The organism is Arthrobacter hankyongi (assembly GCF_022012395.1).
Classification (GTDB): Bacteria; Actinomycetota; Actinomycetes; order Actinomycetales; family Micrococcaceae; genus Crystallibacter; species Crystallibacter hankyongi.
Window position 1 is genome coordinate 104,374 of the sequence record NZ_JAKLTQ010000012.1, and the last position, 12,690, is coordinate 117,063.

A 12,690-nucleotide genomic window follows, 5' to 3' on the forward strand; every position below is an offset into this window, starting at 1 on the left:
GCGCCGCTACTTGCCTTGGTCCGCCCGCCGTCCGCGCTCCTCGTAGACCTCCTCGCCCGGGCCGGTGAAGGACCGGTTGCGTTCGACGGCGTCGAGCGAGCCGGTGAACAGCTGCGCTTCGTCCGCGCTCGGCGCCGCCGGCGCGGCATGGCGGGCGGCGCCGTCGTGCCCGTTCCCGCCGGCGGCCTCCCAGCGCTGGCGCGGCAGAGCCTGGGGATGCTCGCGCTGCACGAACGAAACCATCGCCTCACGCACCAGGCAGCGCAGGTCGAACAGGGTCCCGCTGTCCTCGGCGCTGACCAGGATGCGCAGGCGGATGAGCGAGTTCACGGCGTCGGTGACCTGCAGGACGGCGGTGCGCCCGTCCCAGAGCCCGGTGTCCTCCACCACGGTTTTCAGCTGCGCGCGCAGCTCGTCCACCGGCACCCGCCAGTCCACGTCCAGTTCCACCGTGCCCAGCAGGGCCGCCGTCTGCCGGGTCCAGTTTTCGAACGGTGTGGTGGTGAAGTAGGTGGAGGGCAGGATCAGCCGGCGGTCATCCCAGATGTGGACCACCACGTACGTCATGGTGATCTCCTCGACCGTGCCCCACTGCTTCTCCACGACCACCACGTCATCCACCCGGATCGCATCGGTGAACGCCAGCTGCATGCCCGCGAAGACGTTGGTCAGGGAACTTTGCGCCGCCAGGCCGGCGACCACGGACAGCACGCCGGCGGAAGCCAGGATGCCGGCGCCCAGGGCACGGACCTGCGGGATGGTCAGCAGCACGCAGGCCGCCGCAATCACCACCAGCAGCGACACCGCTACGCGGCGGCCCAGGATGACCTGGGTCTTGAGCCGGCGGAGCCGCCGGTTGTCCTTGGTGTCCGTGCGGTACTTAGTCAGGATGGCCGTCTCGATGACCAGCAGCATGACGATGGCGAACCAGGCCAGCGCGCCGATCAGCACCACCACCAGGATCCAGTCCACCACTGCGAACCATGGCTCGTCCGCAGCGGTCAGCCCGAAACCCACGCGCATGCCGAGGGCGGCCAGCAGCACCCTGAACGGGTTCCGTGCCCGGGCGGAGATCCTGCGGATTTCCGGCACCCGCCGGAACAGCCGGTTGGCGGCCATCCGCAGGAGCGCGGTCACGACCAGCGCTGCGGCAGCCGCGGCGAGCACTACGGCCAGCGGCCCGAACACATCCAGGTAATCAGCCATGCTTCGATGGTGTCAGATCCGTGAAGTGTCCACCTACCGGGCCGCCGGCTACCCCGGAGTGAAGGCGAACCGGTGCCGGCCCGCCGCCAGCCCGGTCGCCAACTGGGCGGCCGCGACCGCCAGCAGCAGCGCCAGCGGCAGGACCCAGGTGCCGGTGCCCGCATACAGGGCACCGAAAAGCGGCGGCCCGGCCGCGGCCAGCAGGTAGCCCACGGACTGGGCCATGCCGGACAGTGCGCTGGCCTCGCGGTGGCTGGCCGTGCGCAGCCCGAACAGCGCCAGCGCCGTCACCAGCGCACTGCCGGAGCCAAAGCCGGCCAGCAGCACCCAGAACAGCATCCAAACCGGGGCCAGCATCAGGCCCAGCACGCCCGCGGCCACCAGCAGCGGCGGCAGCGCGGCCGCCAGCCGCTGCTGCCGGCCGCGCAGCAGCGGCGGCGTCAGCAGGCTCGAGACCACGCCGATGAGCTGGAACAGCATCAGGTCCCAGCCGGATTCGGCGTACCCGCGCCCGTAGCTGCGTTCCAGCGTGGGCAGCCAGGTGATGAGGACGTAGAAGGACATGGACTGCAGGCCCATGTAGCAGGTGACCTGCCAGGCGACGGCGGACTTCCACACCGCCCCGCGGGCCGGCGACGCCGCGGCAGCCGTCGCGCCCGCGGCCCGGCTCCGGTCCGGCCGGGCGCGGCGCAGCTGCGGCAGCCAGCACAGCACCGCCGGGATCACCAGCAGCACATAGGCGGCCAGGGCGAACCGCCAGCCGCCCGGTTCCCCGTCCGCCACCGGCAGCCGGGACAGCGGTACCGCCAGTCCCGCGCCGAGCGAGGCGATACCGCCCAGCACGGCCGAATAAAGTCCGGTCAGGGACGCCATCCGGGTGGGGAAATCGCGTTTGAGCAGGGCCGGCAGCAGTACGTTGCAGATGGCGATCGCGGCACCGATGATGACGGTGCCCGTCCACAAGTTGGCAAGGCTGCCCGGGGCCGACCGCAGCAGGGTTCCGCCGGCCAGCACGAGCAGGGACAGGAAGACCGTTCGCTCGACGCCGAACCTGCCGCTGATCCCGTGGGCCAGCGGCGAGACGGCGGCAAACGCGAGCAGCGGCACCGCGGCGAGGAAGCCCAGCGCGGCCTCACCCAGGCCGGTGTCCGCCCCGATCTGGTCCAGCAGCGGCCCCACGGCGGTGAGCACCGCCCGGAGGTTGGCCGCCACGAGCATGATGCCCGCGGCCAGCAGGGCTGCGGAGGATGCCCGGCGGACGCCGCTCTTCATGGTCAACGCTGACTGCCTTTCGCCGATGGTTGTGCCCTTACAGTAGGACACGCGGCGGGCCGGTGCGCAGCGCCTCGTGGGCGGAGATGCGCATTGACAGGGGCCGGCGCTGCGGTTTCGATGGGATTCGATGGGAGCTGCGCCGCCGGCGCGGCTCCTGCGACGACCAGAAAGCGGGCACGTGACCATCTACGACGACGCCGAAGCCGCCGTTCCCGCTGCCCGCGTGGCCGCCGCCCTGGCCGGTGCCTCCCCGGTCCCGTTCTGGCTGGACGATCCGGCCCGCCCGGAACCCCTGCCCGCCCTGGCCGCGGACACCGCCACCGATCTTGCCGTGGTCGGCGGCGGCTACACCGGGCTCTGGACGGCGCTGCTGGCCAAGGAGCGGGACCCGGAGCGGCGGGTGGTGCTGCTGGAGGGCCGGCGGATCGGCTGGGCCGCCTCGGGGCGCAATGGCGGATTCTGCGAAGCCAGCCTCACGCACGGCGAGGCCAACGGGCACCGGCACCTGCCCGGCGAGGCCGCCCGGCTGGCAGAACTCGGCCGGGAAAACCTGCAGGAGATCGCCGACACCCTTGAGCGTTACCGGATCGACTGCGGCTTCGAGCGGACCGGCTCGCTCAGCGTGGCCACCGCGGAGCACCAGGCCGGCTGGCTGCGGGACGAGGCGGCCGCGGACCCTGCGCTGCGCTATCTGGACCGGTCCGCGGTCCGGGCCGAAGTGGACTCGCCGTTGTTCCGGGCCGGGCTCTGGGACCGCCGCGGCACCGCACTGCTCAATCCGGCCCGGCTGGCCTGGGGCCTGCAGCAGGCCTGCCGGGACCTCGGCGTCGAAATCTACGAACACACCCCGGTCCGCAAGCTGGCCTCGGACCGGCAGCGGCTTCAGCTGGCCACCGACGGCGGCACCGTCAGCGCCGCCGAGGTGGCGCTGGCCACCAATGCGTTCCCGTCCCTGCTGCCGCACACCCGCCTGCACACGGTCCCGGTCTACGACTACGCGCTGATGACCGAGCCCCTGTCCGCCGCGCAGCTGGCCGGCATCGGCTGGACCAACCGGCAGGGGCTCAGCGATCTGGACAACCGGTTCCACTACTACCGGCTGGCCACCGATCCGCAGGGCAGGGACCGGATCCTGTTCGGCGGGTACGACGCCGTCTACCATTACGGCCGCCGGATGCGCCCGGAGTACGAGCAGCGGCCGCAGACCTTCGGGAAGCTCGCTGCGCACTTCTTCGCTACCTTCCCCCAGCTCGACGGCGTGAAGTTCAGCCACCAGTGGGGCGGTGCCATCGATACCTGCAGCCGCTTCTTTGCCTTCTTCGCCACCGGACACCGCGGCCGCACCGCGCACGCAGCGGGGTTCACCGGGCTGGGGGTGGCCGCCAGCCGGTTCGCCGCCAACGTGATGCTGGATCTGCTCTCCGGCGAGCCGACCGAACGCACCCGGCTGCGGATGGTGCGGAAGAAGCCGCTGCCCTTCCCTCCGGAGCCACTGGCCTGGCTCGGGATCCAGGCCACCAACGGCGCCCTGGCCCGCGCGGACCGCAACCGGGGCCGGCGCGGGCCCTGGCTGAAGCTCACGGACGCCGTGGGGATGGGCTTCGACTCCTGACCATTGTGCTGCCCAGTACCCTCTTAAGCGTGACCGTTGCCCAGGCCCTGCTCTCCTTTGCCCTCGTTGCCGGTCTGCTGACCATCATTCCCGGACTCGATACCGCCCTGGTGCTGCGCTCGGCCATCTCGCGCAACCGAGGATATGCCTTCGCCACCGCCCTGGGCATCACTACCGGCGCCATGGTCTGGGGCACCGCGGCCGCCGTCGGCGTTTCGGCGCTGCTGGCCGCCTCCGACTTGGCCTATCGGGTCCTGGTTTTTGCCGGAGCGGGGTACATGGTGTGGCTGGGGGCCTCGATGCTGTGGCGCAGCTTTTCCCGGCGTCCGGCCGGGCCGTCCCCGGACCTGCCGGGCGGGACGCTGCCGCCCGCGGACCGGGACCTGGCCAAGGGCTGGCTGCTCGGTGCGGGCACCAACCTGCTCAACCCCAAGGTCGGGGTGTTCTATATCGCCACCATTCCGCAGTTCATCCCGCACGAAACCGCTCCGCTGCTGATGGGCGCGCTGCTGGCCGGGGTGCACTGCCTGCTCAGCCTGGCCTGGTTCGCCCTGCTCATTTTCGGCACCTCGCTGGCCGGCAAATGGCTCAGCAGCCTGAAGACGGTCAGGATCGTCGACCGGATCACCGGCACCGTGCTGGTGGGCTTCGGGGTGAAGCTGGCGCTGCAGCCGCGCTGACCGCTGGCCGGCTCCAGCGCCGGCGTGGGATCATGTGTCCATGAGTGGGACGTATCAGGTTGTGATGGGAGAACGGGGCCGGCTGGTCATTCCGGCCGAACTCCGCGAGCGTCTGCAGCTGGCCCCGGGATCCACCCTCATTCTGCTGGAATCCGAACACGGCCTGGTGCTGGCCACCCGCGAACAGGTCAAGAAACTTGTCCGGACCCAGCTGGAAGGCACGGATCTGGTCACCGAACTGCTCGCAGAACGCCGTCGCCAGGCTGCCGCCGACGACGCCGCATGAACCTCTTCGACGCTTCGGCCTTGCTGAGTTTCCTGGCCGGGGAACCTGGTGCGGACCTCGTTGAAGAGCAACTGCTCGTGGGCGGGGCATGCAGTGCGGTCAATTGGTCGGAAACTGCGCAGAAGCTGCTTTCCCGAGGCAAGGACTGGGACCTGTCCCGCGGCCTGTTGTTGAGCTACAGCCTGGCGATCGAACCGGTCCAGGCCGACGACGCGGAACGGGCAGCCCTGCTGTGGCGGCGGGGCACCGGACTCTCGCTGGCGGACAGGCTCTGCCTGGCGACGGCCGAACGCCTGGACGCCACGGTCTGGACGGCCGATACCGCGTGGGGCTCCGGCGGACGGATCCGCCAGATCCGCTGAATGTGGTTAGTCCGCGCCGATGATGGCCGCGTCTTCGGGCACGGTGTGCGGGTCCTGAGCAGGAGCCTCGTGCCGGCGCAGCAGCAGCATGACGGCGGCGACCACGCTGCAGGCGGCAGCGGCCCAGAACGGCGCGGACATGTTGCCGAACCAGATGGCCACGTGCCCGACCAGGATGGCCGATGCCGCACCGCCGAGCCAGCGCAGGAAGTTGTAGCCGGCACTGTTGACCGGACGCGGGGCCGTCCCTGAGCTCATCGCGCTGCCGGTGAACAAGGTGTTCAGCACGCCCGAGACGATACCGGAGGCAATGATGCCGATGACGACTACCGTCTTGATGCCGGTGGCCATGGCCAGCAGGATCAGCGCATAGACGAACACCGCCGCGGTGGCGCCGCCGCGCTCGCCCAGCCAGTTGGCGACCTTCGGCGCCAGGAAGACGCCGGACAGGGCCACGCAGAGGCCCCAGCCGAAGAAGACGAAGCCGATGTAGAAGGCGCCTTCCTTGAGCACGAAGGGCGCCCAGGCGATGATGGCGAAGAAAGCCGCGGTGTAGAAGGCCGAGCCGATGCCGGTCAGCAGCAGGTTGCGGTTGCGCAGTGCCAGCAGCGGATCAATGAGCCGGACCGGCGTCCGGTGCGACTTGTCCTTGTCCTTGGCCAGCATGGTCCCGCACAGGATCACGCCCACGGCCATGAGGATGGCCGTGCCGGCGAACGGCCCGCGCCAGGAAATGCTGCCCAGCACCGCGCCGAGCAGCGGGCCGACGGCCAGTCCGACGCCGAGCGCTGCCTCGTACAGCAGGATCGCCCCCTGGTGGCTGCCGGCGGCTCCGACGATCACCGACAGCGAGGTGGCGATGAAAAAGGCGTTGCCCAGGCCCCAGACCGCCCGCAGCCAGATCAGGGTCTCGATGTCCCCGGCCAGCGCGCACAGTCCTGCCGCCACCACGATCAGCACCAGTCCGGCGATCAGGGTCCGCTTGGCGCCGAAGCGGTAGGACATCAGTCCGGTGAGCAGCATCGCCACGACCTGCACACCCAGGTAGGAGCCGAAGAGCAGGGTGGTCTGGGACGGGTCGGCGCCCAGATCCTCGGTGAGGACGTTCAGGATCGGATCCACCAGCCCGATGCCCATGAAAGCGATGACGGCGGCAAAGGCTGTGACCCATACCATCTTCGGCTGGCCGCGCAGCGCATCGGTCAGTTTGGGATGGGCGTGCTGCTCGGCTGCAGCTTTACTCATGGTTGCTGGCTCCTTCCAGAGCGGTTGAAAGGTCGTTCTCCGATGCGGCGAGGTTCGGGTCGGCATCCAAGGAAAGCAGGTGGGCCATTGCCGGCATTGCTGCCTGCAGCAGGCCGCGCTCCTCGGCGCTGAGCCGGCCCAGCAGTTCGGCGAAGTTCGCATTGCGTTCGGCCGAAAGCGCGTCGATCTGGATGCGGCCTTGCGCCGTGAGCCCTACCTGCACTGCCCGGCGGTCCTGCGGGTCCGCCGTCCGTTCGACCAGGCCGAGTTTGACCAGCCTGGCCACCACACTGGTGGCGGTGGGCATCCGCACCCCCTCTACGGCGGCAAGTTCACCCATCCGCAGCGGACCGCGGTCCAACAGGGTGGTGAGCACCGAGGATTGGGCCGCGGTGACATCCCAGCCCGGGCTGCGCCGGCGGACCATCTGGTACACGCGGGTCAGCAGCGGCCGCAGCTGGCGGGAAAGTTCCATCGACCCATCGGTGTTCATATTTAGATATTCTAACTATTAGCTCTGCGAAGCAAAACCTTCTGCGGTCGACCTCACAATTGCCCCGCCCCGGACGTCTGCTTAACGGAATGGGGGAAAATGTCCTGGACGACAAAGGAGCATCATGACCCGCGTGCACTCCGTGACGGACACCCCGATCGGCGAGCTGACCCTGGTCGCCGAGAACGGGGCGCTGAGCGCCATCTACTTCCCGGGCCACAAGCGGCTGCCGGATACATCGGCCTTCGGTGCGCGCACCGAAGCAGGTTTCAGCGAGGCCAAGCGCCAGCTCGCCGAGTACTTCGCCGGCGAGCGCACGGTCTTCACCCTGCCGCTGGCTCCGCGCGGCGACGCCTTCCAGCTCAAGGTGTGGGAACTGCTGCAGACCATCCCCTACGGCCAGACACGCACCTACGGCCAGCTGGCCAGGCAACTGGGCGATCCACATCTGGCTCAGGCCGTGGGCAACGCCAACGGGCGGAACCCGCTCTCCATCGTGGTGCCCTGCCACCGGGTGATCGGCGCGGACGGATCGCTGGTAGGCTACGCCGGCGGGTTGGAGCGCAAGCGTTTCCTGCTGGAGCTGGAGGAGCCGCCCGAGGCCAGGGCTGCCAGGCTTTTCTGATCTGCAGGAACGGGACCTCACAAAATACCGGAGCGATGCGTCTGCAGGGTGTGGAGATGAAACCTTTTGAGCAGCTGGTCACCGACCACGGGACCACGGTGCTGCGCATCTGCCGCGTGCTGCTGGGCCCCGGCGCGGATGCCGAGGACGCCTGGTCCGAGACCTTCCTGGCCGCGTTGAAGGCGTACCCGGAGCTGCCGGCGGACGCGAACCACGAAGCCTGGCTGGTCACGATCGCCCGCCGCAAGGCCATCGACATCATCCGCATCCGGACCCGCACCCCGGTACCCGCGGCGGACCTGCCCGAGCTTCCCTCCGCGCACGGCAATCCGGGCCAGGACGACGGCGGCCTCTGGCGGGCGGTCGGTGCGCTGCCGGTCCGCCAGCGCGAGGCCATTGCCTACCACTATCTGGCCGGCTTCCCGTACAAGGAGGCCGCCGAGCTGACCGAATCCACCCCCGCCGCCGTCCGCCGGGCCGCCGCCGACGGCATCGCCAAGCTGCGCCTCATCTACCCCCGCCGCCCTGGCTCCCCTGCCACCGAAGGAGTTGTGAAATGACCGCCCTGGACCCTGCCGCCCTGCTCTCCCCCCTGGCCGCGCCGGACCCGGAACTGCTCAGGAGACTGCACCTCAGGCTGGAAACCGCCGCCGGCGATGCCGGCGCCCTGGACCTCGCGTACACCACCATCGGGACACCCGTGGGCCGGCTGCTGCTGGCCGCCACGGACCGGGGCCTGGTCCGCGTCGCCTTTGCCGGTGAAGACCACGACGCCGTCCTGGCCGCGCTGGCCGCCACCATCAGTCCGCGCATCCTGCGCGCCCCCTCCCGGCTGGCCGAGGCAGTACGCCAGCTGGAGGAATACTTCGCCGGCAGCCGCCGGCGGTTCGAACTGCCGCTGGACCGCCGGCTCTCCAAGGGCTTCCGGCTCAGCGTGCTGGAGCATTTGCCGGACATCGCCTACGGGCGCACCGAAAGCTACGGCCAGGTGGCCGCCGCCGTCGGCAGCCCGAAGGCGGTCCGCGCCGTCGGCACCGCCTGCGCCACCAACCCGCTGCCCGTCGTCGTGCCCTGCCACCGGGTACTGCGCTCGGACGGAAGCTTCGGCGGCTACCTGGGCGGGCCCGAGGCGAAGGCCTACCTGCTGGGCCTGGAGGCTGCCGCGTGACCGTGCAGCGAGGTTGCCTTCGCCACCCCGCGGGCGTATCCCTGAAATAATCCCAATGGGAAATCCCCTTCCGAAAGAAGGTGCCGCCATGGCCGGAACTGCTTTGCCTTTCCGTGTCGATCCGTCCAATACCGAGCAGGTCCAGGCCTGGGACGGGGACGAAGGGGATTACTGGGCTGCCCACGCGCAGCGGTTCGACCAGTCCCTGGCGTACTACCACCCCCGCCTGATGGAGTCCGCGGGCATCACGGCCGGCAGCCAGGTCCTGGACATCGGCTGTGGCACCGGACAAACCACCCGCGACGCAGCCCGGCTCGCCGGCTCCGGCAGCGCCCTGGGCCTCGACCTGTCGGCACGCATGCTCGAAGTCGCACGCCGGCTGGCCGCCGAGGCCGGCCTGGCCAACGCGGAATTCCGGCAGGCGGACGCCCAGGTCCACCCGTTCAAGCCGGCGTCCTACGACTGCGCCATCAGCCGTACGGGCACCCTGTTCTTCGGCGACCCGGTCCGGGCCTGGGCGAATATCGCCCGCGCCCTGCGTCCCGGCGGGCGGCTGGCCATGGCAGCCTGGCAGGCCGTCACCGGGAACGAGTGGTTCCTCGAGATCACCGGCGCGCTGGCCGCAGGACGCAACCTGCCCGTGCCCGGGCCGGAGGTCCCCGGTCCGTTCTCGCTCAGCGACCCGGAGCGGGTCCGGCGGCTGCTCACCGCCGCGGGCTTCACCGGGCCGGTCCTCGAAGACCTCCGCGGACCCATGTACTTCGGCCCCGATGCCGATGATGCCTGCCGCTTCATCCTCGGGTTCACCGGCTGGATGCTCGAGGGCCTCGACGAAGCCGGCCGCGCCCGGGCCCGGCGGGACCTGCGTGCCAGGCTGGCGGACCATCAGACGGAGCAGGGCGTGGTCTTCGGTTCGGCCATGTGGCTCATTACCGCGGCCCGCGCGGCTTGAACCGGGACATCCCGTAGGATTTTGGACAGACACATGAGCGCACTCTTCGACGCCCTGCCCGAGGGGCCCCGGACCATTGCCCCCGGAGCCGTGCACCTGCCCGGCTGGCTGGATTTGGGCCGCCAGCGGGAACTCGTCGAGGCCTGCCGCGGCTTCGGCCGCGGGCCGGTCCCCTACCGCTCCGCCAGACTGCCCGGCGGGCACGAAATGAGTGTGCAGACCCTCTGTCTGGGCTGGCACTGGCAGCCGTACCGGTACACGCGCACCGCGGATGACGTCAACGGCGCGCGGGTGCTGGACTTCCCCGGCTGGCTCGCAGCCTGGGGCCGCCGGGCGCTGGCGGATGCGTACGGGGATCCGGCCGCGGCCAAGGGCTACGATCCGGACACCGCGCTGGTCAACTTCTATGCGGACAGCGCCAGGATGGGCATGCACCAGGACAAGGACGAGCAGGCGGACCTCCCCGTGGTCTCGCTCAGCGTGGGCGATGACTGCCTGTTCCGCTTCGGCAATACCGCGACCAGGTCCAAGCCCTACACGGATATCCGGCTGCGCTCCGGGGACCTGTTCGTCTTCGGCGGCCCGGCCCGCCTCGCCTACCACGGTGTCCCGCGGATCTACCCCGGCACCGCGGATCCGGAGTGCGGCCTGACCGGCGGCCGGCTGAACCTGACCATGCGCGTCACCGGACTGACGCCACTCGCAGGCTAGGCTGAACGGCATGGAACCTGCTGCAACCGGCATCGTGCTCGGCGACGACGGTCTGGCCCGTCCCGCCTGGGCCGCCGTGGACCCGCTGCTGCGCGAGTACTACGACACCGAATGGGGCATGCCCGTCCGCAGCGAGCAGGGAATCTACGAACGCATCTGCCTGGAAGGTTTCCAGGCCGGGCTGTCCTGGGCCACCATCCTGCGCAAACGTCCGGCCTTCCGCGAGGCGTTCCACGGCTTCCACGTGGACACCGTGGCCGCCTTTACGGACGACGACGTCGAGCGGCTGATGCTCGACGCCGGCATCGTGCGCAACCGGGCCAAGATCCGGGCCGCGGTCACCAACGCCCGCGCCACGATCGCCCTGCGTGCCGAGGGCGGGCTGAGCGACTTCGTCTGGTCCTTCCGGCCGGCCACCACACCGGCACCGAAACACTTCGGCGAGGTCCCCACCACTTCGCCCGAGTCCGTGGCCCTGTCCAAGGCGCTGCGTGCGCGCGGCTTCGCCTTTGTCGGGCCGACCACGATGTTCGCCCTGATGGAAGCGATCGGGATGGTGGACACGCATCTGGTGGACAGCCACCGGCGGGGCAGTTCCGGGATCTGGACCTGAGCCCGGACCGGCCGCCGGAACCGCGCCGGGGCGCCGGCCGGACGCACCTCCGCTGTTCTGCGGCCCCGTCAAATGGCAGGATGGCGTCGGAGCCGCGGAGTGCGGCTGCTGCCCGAGCCTGGAGGAGACACCGTGACCATTGTTGTTGCCTACGCACCCCGCCCCGAAGGCCGCGCAGCCGTTGACAAGGGCATCGAACTGGCCAAGGCCGGCGGCGAGAAGCTCCTGGTCATCAATGCCGGCGCCGGCGTGGGCCCGGTGCAGAGTCCCACCATTGCCGACAGCGCGGACATCGAGAACCTCAAGGCCAAGCTGCGCGGCTCCGGCGCCAAAGCGGAGTTCCGCCAGTACGTGCGGGGCAACACGCCGGCTGAAGAGGTGCTTGATGTGGCCGAATCCGAGCAGGCCTCGCTGATCGTGATCGGCCTGCGCAAACGGAGCCCGGTCGGCAAGCTCCTCCTCGGTTCCGTGGCCCAGACCATCCTGCTCCAGGCCAGCTGCCCGGTCCTGGCGGTCAAGGCCGGCTGACCTCAGGACGCTTGGCTGGACCCCGTGTCGAATACTGCGTTGCGTACCCTGCTGCCGGTCCGCGGCCCGTTCGACGCCGAAGCGGCGCTGGCCGCGCTGGCCGCACACGCAGTTCCCGGCGTCGAACGAACCGATCTCGGCGCCGGCACTTTCACGCGGCTGTTCCCCGCCCCCGGCGGGCCGGTGCCGGCGACCATCGGCCTGCGCGGGGGCGGCCTCCGGCTCACCCTGCACGACGGCGACGAGGCTGCGACCGGCGCGGTCGCTGCGGCGGTGCGCCGGCTGCTGGACCTGGACACGGACCCGGCCCGGATCGCCGCGGTGCTGGGGTCCGACCCGGCGGTCGGCCCGTTGGTGCGGCTGCGGCCCGGCCTGCGGATCCTGGGCCATGCGGACGGGTTCGAGGGAGCCATCCTGACCGTCCTCGGACAGCAGGTTTCGCTGGCGGCAGCGCGCACCTTCGCCGGACGCCTGGTGGACGCCTTCGGTGCTGTCGGCCCGGCCGGCCTGCGGCTCTTTCCCGGCCCGGAAACGCTCGCCGCGGCCGGACCGGAGGCGGTCCGCGCCGCCGTCGGGCTGACCGGTGCCCGCGCCCGGACGGTCCATGCGCTCGCCGCTGCCTGCGCGGACGGACTGCGGATCGAACCCGGCGGCGACCACGCGCTCATCCGCCGCCGGCTGCTGGGGCTGCCGGGCATCGGCCCTTGGACGGTGGAGTATCTGGCCATGCGGGCGCTGCGCGATCCCGACGCCTTTCCGGACGGTGACCTGGTCCTCCGCCGGGCGCTCGGGGCCGGATCGGTGCAGGAGGTCAGGGCCGCCGGCCGGCGCTGGTCCCCGCTGCGGGCCTATGCGGTGTTCCACCTCTGGACCGGCCATGCGTACCTGCCGCCCGCTCCCGCCCAATGACTGTCCTTGGGCATATGGCCGGCCG

The 12,690-nt window shown here is 70.6% G+C and carries 16 protein-coding genes; 12 read left to right on the plus strand and 4 right to left on the minus strand.

All coding sequences use genetic code 11. The annotated features are described in order from the left end of the window. Positions 1-6: 6 nt before the first annotated feature. Positions 7-1,206, minus strand: a complete 1,200-nt coding sequence (locus LVY72_RS15470) for a mechanosensitive ion channel family protein (RefSeq protein ID WP_237822458.1) — start codon at positions 1,204-1,206, stop codon at positions 7-9. Positions 1,207-1,254: 48 nt separating this feature from the next. Beyond that, entirely contained in the window at positions 1,255-2,478 is a 1,224-nt protein-coding gene (locus LVY72_RS15475) for an MFS transporter (RefSeq protein WP_237822524.1), read from the minus strand. A gap of 181 nt (positions 2,479-2,659) precedes the next feature. On the opposite strand from LVY72_RS15475, the gene LVY72_RS15480 reads away from it, so the two are divergent. The 4 genes from LVY72_RS15480 to LVY72_RS15495 are packed head-to-tail and all read left to right on the plus strand — an operon-like array spanning position 2,660 to position 5,421. Next, the gene (locus LVY72_RS15480) at positions 2,660-4,093 is read left to right on the plus strand and encodes an NAD(P)/FAD-dependent oxidoreductase (protein ID WP_237822460.1); all 1,434 of its coding nucleotides are present in this window, start codon (positions 2,660-2,662) and stop codon (positions 4,091-4,093) included. Positions 4,094-4,122: 29 nt separating this feature from the next. Further along, on the plus strand, positions 4,123-4,773 hold the full coding sequence (locus LVY72_RS15485) for a LysE family translocator (protein WP_237822462.1): 651 nt from the start codon (positions 4,123-4,125) through the stop codon (positions 4,771-4,773). Between the two features lie 40 nt (positions 4,774-4,813). After that, the gene (locus tag LVY72_RS15490) at positions 4,814-5,059 is read left to right on the plus strand and encodes an AbrB/MazE/SpoVT family DNA-binding domain-containing protein (protein ID WP_237822464.1); all 246 of its coding nucleotides are present in this window, start codon (positions 4,814-4,816) and stop codon (positions 5,057-5,059) included. After that, positions 5,056-5,421: a type II toxin-antitoxin system VapC family toxin gene (locus LVY72_RS15495; protein WP_237822465.1), complete on the plus strand. Its 366-nt coding sequence runs from the start codon at positions 5,056-5,058 to the stop codon at positions 5,419-5,421. The genes LVY72_RS15490 and LVY72_RS15495 overlap by 4 nt, the downstream gene beginning before the upstream one ends. A 6-nt stretch (positions 5,422-5,427) precedes the next feature. Here the strand turns inward: LVY72_RS15495 and LVY72_RS15500 are convergent, their stop codons facing one another. Continuing rightward, the gene (locus LVY72_RS15500; protein WP_237822467.1) at positions 5,428-6,666 is read right to left on the minus strand and encodes an MFS transporter; all 1,239 of its coding nucleotides are present in this window, start codon (positions 6,664-6,666) and stop codon (positions 5,428-5,430) included. After that, positions 6,659-7,159, minus strand: a complete 501-nt coding sequence (locus tag LVY72_RS15505) for a MarR family winged helix-turn-helix transcriptional regulator (protein WP_237822469.1) — start codon at positions 7,157-7,159, stop codon at positions 6,659-6,661. The genes LVY72_RS15500 and LVY72_RS15505 overlap by 8 nt, the downstream gene beginning before the upstream one ends. Positions 7,160-7,283: 124 nt before the next feature. Between LVY72_RS15505 and LVY72_RS15510 the strand changes: the two genes are divergently transcribed. The 8 genes from LVY72_RS15510 to LVY72_RS15545 all read left to right on the plus strand — a co-directional run bounded on the left by LVY72_RS15510 (position 7,284) and on the right by LVY72_RS15545 (position 12,665). Then, positions 7,284-7,784: a methylated-DNA--[protein]-cysteine S-methyltransferase gene (locus LVY72_RS15510; protein WP_237822471.1), complete on the plus strand. Its 501-nt coding sequence runs from the start codon at positions 7,284-7,286 to the stop codon at positions 7,782-7,784. A gap of 56 nt (positions 7,785-7,840) precedes the next feature. Continuing rightward, positions 7,841-8,344: an RNA polymerase sigma factor gene (locus tag LVY72_RS15515; RefSeq protein ID WP_237822473.1), complete on the plus strand. Its 504-nt coding sequence runs from the start codon at positions 7,841-7,843 to the stop codon at positions 8,342-8,344. Continuing rightward, entirely contained in the window at positions 8,341-8,952 is a 612-nt protein-coding gene (locus LVY72_RS15520) for a methylated-DNA--[protein]-cysteine S-methyltransferase (protein WP_237822475.1), read from the plus strand. Before LVY72_RS15515 ends, LVY72_RS15520 begins: the two co-directional genes overlap by 4 nt. Positions 8,953-9,040: 88 nt before the next feature. Continuing rightward, a complete protein-coding gene (locus tag LVY72_RS15525; protein WP_237822477.1) occupies positions 9,041-9,904 on the plus strand; it encodes a class I SAM-dependent methyltransferase in 864 nt (287 codons plus the stop codon). Positions 9,905-9,937: 33 nt separating this feature from the next. After that, a complete protein-coding gene (locus LVY72_RS15530) occupies positions 9,938-10,615 on the plus strand; it encodes an alpha-ketoglutarate-dependent dioxygenase AlkB family protein (RefSeq protein ID WP_237822479.1) in 678 nt (225 codons plus the stop codon). A gap of 10 nt (positions 10,616-10,625) precedes the next feature. Further along, positions 10,626-11,228, plus strand: a complete 603-nt coding sequence (locus tag LVY72_RS15535; protein WP_237822481.1) for a DNA-3-methyladenine glycosylase I — start codon at positions 10,626-10,628, stop codon at positions 11,226-11,228. Positions 11,229-11,360: 132 nt separating this feature from the next. Then, on the plus strand, positions 11,361-11,756 hold the full coding sequence (locus tag LVY72_RS15540) for a universal stress protein (protein ID WP_237822484.1): 396 nt from the start codon (positions 11,361-11,363) through the stop codon (positions 11,754-11,756). A gap of 39 nt (positions 11,757-11,795) precedes the next feature. Continuing rightward, positions 11,796-12,665 (plus strand): DNA-3-methyladenine glycosylase family protein, encoded by an 870-nt coding sequence (locus tag LVY72_RS15545; protein WP_237822485.1) that lies wholly within the window; start codon positions 11,796-11,798, stop codon positions 12,663-12,665. The last annotated feature ends 25 nt before the right edge of the window (positions 12,666-12,690 follow it).

Coding starts and splice junctions, on each gene's coding strand:
- LVY72_RS15510 (WP_237822471.1), top strand. CDS start 7,284: ATGACCCGCGTGCACTCCGTGACGGACACCCCGATCGGCGAGCTGACC.
- LVY72_RS15495 (WP_237822465.1), top strand. CDS start 5,056: ATGAACCTCTTCGACGCTTCGGCCTTGCTGAGTTTCCTGGCCGGGGAA.
- LVY72_RS15535 (WP_237822481.1), top strand. CDS start 10,626: ATGGAACCTGCTGCAACCGGCATCGTGCTCGGCGACGACGGTCTGGCC.
- LVY72_RS15505 (WP_237822469.1), bottom strand. CDS start 7,159: ATGAACACCGATGGGTCGATGGAACTTTCCCGCCAGCTGCGGCCGCTG.
- LVY72_RS15525 (WP_237822477.1), top strand. CDS start 9,041: ATGGCCGGAACTGCTTTGCCTTTCCGTGTCGATCCGTCCAATACCGAG.
- LVY72_RS15530 (WP_237822479.1), top strand. CDS start 9,938: ATGAGCGCACTCTTCGACGCCCTGCCCGAGGGGCCCCGGACCATTGCC.
- LVY72_RS15515 (WP_237822473.1), top strand. CDS start 7,841: ATGAAACCTTTTGAGCAGCTGGTCACCGACCACGGGACCACGGTGCTG.
- LVY72_RS15470 (WP_237822458.1), bottom strand. CDS start 1,206: ATGGCTGATTACCTGGATGTGTTCGGGCCGCTGGCCGTAGTGCTCGCC.
- LVY72_RS15520 (WP_237822475.1), top strand. CDS start 8,341: ATGACCGCCCTGGACCCTGCCGCCCTGCTCTCCCCCCTGGCCGCGCCG.
- LVY72_RS15475 (WP_237822524.1), bottom strand. CDS start 2,478: ATGAAGAGCGGCGTCCGCCGGGCATCCTCCGCAGCCCTGCTGGCCGCG.
- LVY72_RS15500 (WP_237822467.1), bottom strand. CDS start 6,666: ATGAGTAAAGCTGCAGCCGAGCAGCACGCCCATCCCAAACTGACCGAT.
- LVY72_RS15490 (WP_237822464.1), top strand. CDS start 4,814: ATGAGTGGGACGTATCAGGTTGTGATGGGAGAACGGGGCCGGCTGGTC.